6 protein-coding genes are annotated in these 3,888 nt (G+C 60.5%); 4 read left to right on the top strand and 2 right to left on the bottom strand.

The features are described 5' to 3' along the window. The 3 genes from Q0X21_RS10155 to Q0X21_RS10145 all read left to right on the top strand — a co-directional run. Positions 1 to 860: DUF711 family protein (locus Q0X21_RS10155; RefSeq protein WP_297851750.1), on the top strand; the 860-nt coding region annotated here is incomplete at its 5' end. 40 nt (positions 861 to 900) lie between these two features. Beyond that, entirely contained in the window at positions 901 to 1,542 is a 642-nt protein-coding gene (locus tag Q0X21_RS10150) for a MerR family transcriptional regulator (protein ID WP_034663372.1), read from the top strand. A gap of 157 nt (positions 1,543 to 1,699) precedes the next feature. Beyond that, entirely contained in the window at positions 1,700 to 2,122 is a 423-nt protein-coding gene (locus Q0X21_RS10145) for a hypothetical protein (RefSeq protein ID WP_297851749.1), read from the top strand. Here Q0X21_RS10145 and Q0X21_RS10140 read toward each other — a convergent pair. Beyond that, positions 2,119 to 2,352: a hypothetical protein gene (locus tag Q0X21_RS10140; protein WP_034663378.1), complete on the bottom strand. Its 234-nt coding sequence runs from the start codon at positions 2,350 to 2,352 to the stop codon at positions 2,119 to 2,121. The two genes, Q0X21_RS10145 and Q0X21_RS10140, sit on opposite strands and share 4 nt — an antisense overlap. Before the next feature lie 29 nt (positions 2,353 to 2,381). On the opposite strand from Q0X21_RS10140, the gene Q0X21_RS10135 reads away from it, so the two are divergent. Then, entirely contained in the window at positions 2,382 to 3,116 is a 735-nt protein-coding gene (locus Q0X21_RS10135) for a glutamine amidotransferase-related protein (protein ID WP_297851748.1), read from the top strand. A gap of 16 nt (positions 3,117 to 3,132) precedes the next feature. Here Q0X21_RS10135 and Q0X21_RS10130 read toward each other — a convergent pair whose 3' ends face one another. Then, positions 3,133 to 3,804 carry a hypothetical protein gene (locus tag Q0X21_RS10130; RefSeq protein WP_102723292.1) on the bottom strand — a complete coding sequence of 224 codons (672 nt, stop codon included), beginning with the start codon at positions 3,802 to 3,804 and terminating at the stop codon, positions 3,133 to 3,135. Positions 3,805 to 3,888: the final 84 nt, after the last annotated feature.

Here is a 3,888-nt window from a genome sequence, read left to right as displayed (position 1 = left end):
AGGTGGTGAAGGAGGCGGCGGAGTTGACGGCGGAGAGGTCGTCGATAAGCTGCGCGAAGCTCGTTGTTTTCGCGAACGCTGTGGGCGACAACCCCTTCATGGCTGGCGCGTTCCACGGTATTGAGGAGCCGGACACCGTCATTTCCGTCGGTGTGTCGGGCCCGGGTGTGGTGGACCGTGCGATCACCCCGTTGGCGGGTAAGTCGCTCAATGAGGTCGCCGAGGAGATCAAGAAAGCTGCGTTTAAGATCACGCGCGCGGGCCAACTCGTAGGCACTCTCGCGGCCCAGCGTCTCGGAGTGCCGTTCGGCATCGTTGACCTTTCGCTCGCCCCGACGGCAGAGGTCGGCGATTCCGTCGCGCACATTCTCGAGCACATGGGCCTGGGCCAAGTGGGCACGCACGGCACCACCGCCGCGCTCGCACTGCTTAACGACGCCGTCAAGAAAGGCGGCATGATGGCCTGCTCCCGCGTCGGCGGCCTCTCTGGCTCCTTCATCCCAGTCTCTGAGGACCAGGGCATGATCGACGCCGTCCGCTCCGGAGCCATCTCTTTGGACAAGCTCGAAGCCATGACGTCGATCTGCTCCGTCGGATTCGACATGATCGCCATTCCCGGTGACACCCCCGCTGCAAGCATTGCCGGCATGATCGCTGATGAAGCCGCCATCGGTGTGATGAACCATAAAACCACCGCCGCCCGCCTCATCCCCGTCCCCGGCACAAAACCTGGCGACGAAGTCAATTTCGGTGGCCTCCTCGGCTATGCGCCGGTAATTCCCGTGAACCAGGTGAGCAACGCCCCGTTCATTGAGCGTGGCGGCTTCATCCCCGCCCCGGTCCACGGCTTCCGCAACTAAGCCTTGACCCTCACGCGGCGTCATAGTTCAAAATGGCGGCATGAGGATCTCTGACGTCGCGCGCGCTGCTGGCTGCTCCGTGCGCGCCATCCGCCACTTGCACGAAACCGGGGCCGTGCCGGAGCCCGCACGCACTCCTGGCAACTACCGCGACTACACCGTCCGTGACCTTGCGGCGGTACTTCGCGCCCGCGCGCTCATCGACGCTGGAGTCGCCACCACCCACATCCACTCCACAGACGCCATCGACCGGTCTTTGGAGCTCATCGACGCCCAAATTACCCACCTCATGCGCCAGCGCGACCGGCTTTCCGCCCTGAAAGAGGCGCCATTGGGGATGCCAAACGATGTGCGCACACAGTTGATCGACGTCCTCGGCGATACTGATTTCGTCCGCGGAGAAACCGAGAGCTTCGACCTTATGGCGCTCACCGGTGTAGCCACTCCAGCCACATGGGATCAGCTGCGCGCTAACCTCGCCGATCCCGCCTGCATCAAGGCGACGGAAGAGTTTGGGCGGGCATGGGAGACGGGGGACGTCGATAAGCTTGCCGAGCTGCTGCCACGCGGGATCATGCGCAATGTTGCTGACACGCTCGTGCCGGGCGAGGTCCCACTAACAGCTTGGGACACTGGGTGGCCGGATGTCGTGGAGAAACTTGCGGGTGGATTCCGTGACTAAGGTGCTACATCTGCTACGACAACACCCGGCGGTCCGTGCAGCGCGATATGAATGGGGACTCTACCGCGACCTCTGGTGGTGGACACGCGGCCGGACACTCCTACCGGAAGGCGCGGAGGCCTTTCCGCACCAGCCTGGGCGGCTCCAACTGGTAGCAATGTTCACGGTGGTCATCCTCATCGAACTCGTCGTCGTCCACCTGCTGTTACCCGAGGGTGCACTACGCATCCTCGCGCTGCTGTTGTCAGTGTGGGGCATTGTGTTCATCTGGGCGCTCATCGCCAGCGAGCGGATCCGGCCGTCCTATCACGATAGTCAGCGTGTGGTTCTTCGCCGCGGCCGGAAGATCTTCGCGGACATTTCCCGTGACCTCATTTCCAAGCAATCGCCCTCGCGCAGTCACGCTGCTGAGACGGTAGTCGGCGATGGAGAGCTCATCCTCGGCGGGCCTGCCGGCACCGACATCCTGCTCACGCTGCATGCGCCTATCGAGGCCGCCGAAGACACCTACCCATGGCAAAAGAAGCGCACACAGCCGGTCAGCCGTGTCCGCTTCTATTCAGGCGGAGTTATACGCTAGCGCTTCTTGCCCACCGTGAAGTAGGCCGCCCAACCAATGGTGTTCACGCCGCCGATGAACGGGGTCCAGAACCATTTGGGGCCACGGAGACGGTGCGCGTCGGTACGTGAGAGGTCCCACAGTGCGTAGCCTTTGAGCGCGGTGTCGAGTGCGCCGAAGATTCCGGCGACGGTTTTCTCTTCCTTGCTGAGGGAGTTCCAGGCATCTTTGAGTGAATCAATTGGGTTCATAGAGTCCATCATCGTCTAGATTTACTCGGGTGACCACTTCTCGCCCGTTTTTGCTGTTGAGCACGCGCCCCGAAGATGAGGCCGCCGCGGAAGAGCTCGAAAGCTTCGCGAATGCAATGCTTGTCAGCGCCACCTCCATTGAGCAACGTCGCCTCGACCAAACCGAGCTCGGCGACGTGAACCTGGACGACTACTCAGCGGTGCTACTGGGTGGGAGCCCGTTCAACAACATGGAGCTGATGAAGTCCCCGTTGCAGCTGCGCGTGGAACGTGAGATCGGGACGTTGGTGGCGGAGTGCATTGACCGCGACTTCCCCCTACTAGGCGCGTGCTACGGCATTGGCGCGATTGGAACGGCAATCGGTGCGCGTTTATCTGACCGGTACGCGGAGGAAGCCGGCCCCGTCACGGTCACCCGCACCGACGAGCACGATGACGTCCTGGGTGACACGCCAGTGCAGTTCGACACCATCGTCGGCCACAAGGAAGCGATCGCGCAGATGCCGGAAGACCCGCGCATCACCACGCTTGTCACCGGCGAGGCCTGCCCGACCCAGATGTTCCGCGTCCGACAGCACGTCTACGCCACGCAGTTCCATCCAGAGCTCACTGCGGAAGCCCTCGAGTTCCGCCTCCGCCTCTATGCCCACCACGGGTACACCTCGACGGAGACCTTCGAGTCGCAGATCGCCAAAGGCTACGACTACGACTACTCCGCGAATAACGCCATCCTGGCGAACTTCGCCGCCCGCTACCGCCGTTAAGGCAATTTCTCTATTTCTACTCGTACCTTTTGAGAAGTTTCTTCTGCGTCTCGAGGGCGACCGCGATATCGCCGTTTGATTTAGGGGCCAGTGAGGACGACAGTTCGTGATTGCGCCGATACACATCCGAATACCGATCAATCAAGCCGACGATGTCTGAGTCTAGGGACGGATTCTCGCCATGCTCTGAGTGGTACGCGTCGGCGTAGTTTTCCCATGCGTCCTCAAGCTCGTTCACCGTTGAGACCGTGACCATGCTGTTCTCAGCAGCGTTCATCCAAGTTAAAAGTGCGCGATGCAGAATCTCAGATTCGGCCGAAGAACCAAGCGGCAATGCTTTCGGCGCTTGCTCGAGCTGTCGGACGCCTCTATTTTCATGTGCGCGACGTTGACGCCAGCTCTCAAACTTATGCCATCCGTAGACAAATGCACTGATCGTCGCCCCGGCAGCGAATAATCCTGTTGCAGTCTTTAGCGGGTTTTCCTTCGCCCCCGACGCAACAGCTTGCGCCATTTGCGACCATTTTTCTGAGCGAGACTCTGCAGATGGGTCAATGTCAGAAGCAGGATAGGCACTCGTAATCTGGCCTGACTGGTTACGCGATTCAAGGTATGGAATGGACTCGCCTGTACGAATCTTCTCCACCGTTTCAGACGGAACCTTAAAGCTGAGGTTCACTTGTTCCATTGCATAACTATATCAACTAGGCCAGCTCAACGATTTCCATGTAGTCGTCGCTCCACATGTCCTCATCGCCCTCCGGCATGATGA

The sequence above is a fragment of the uncultured Corynebacterium sp. genome (genome assembly GCF_947253065.1).
Lineage (GTDB): Bacteria > Actinomycetota > Actinomycetes > Mycobacteriales > Mycobacteriaceae > Corynebacterium.
This window is presented reverse-complemented; position numbering and strand designations above follow the sequence as displayed.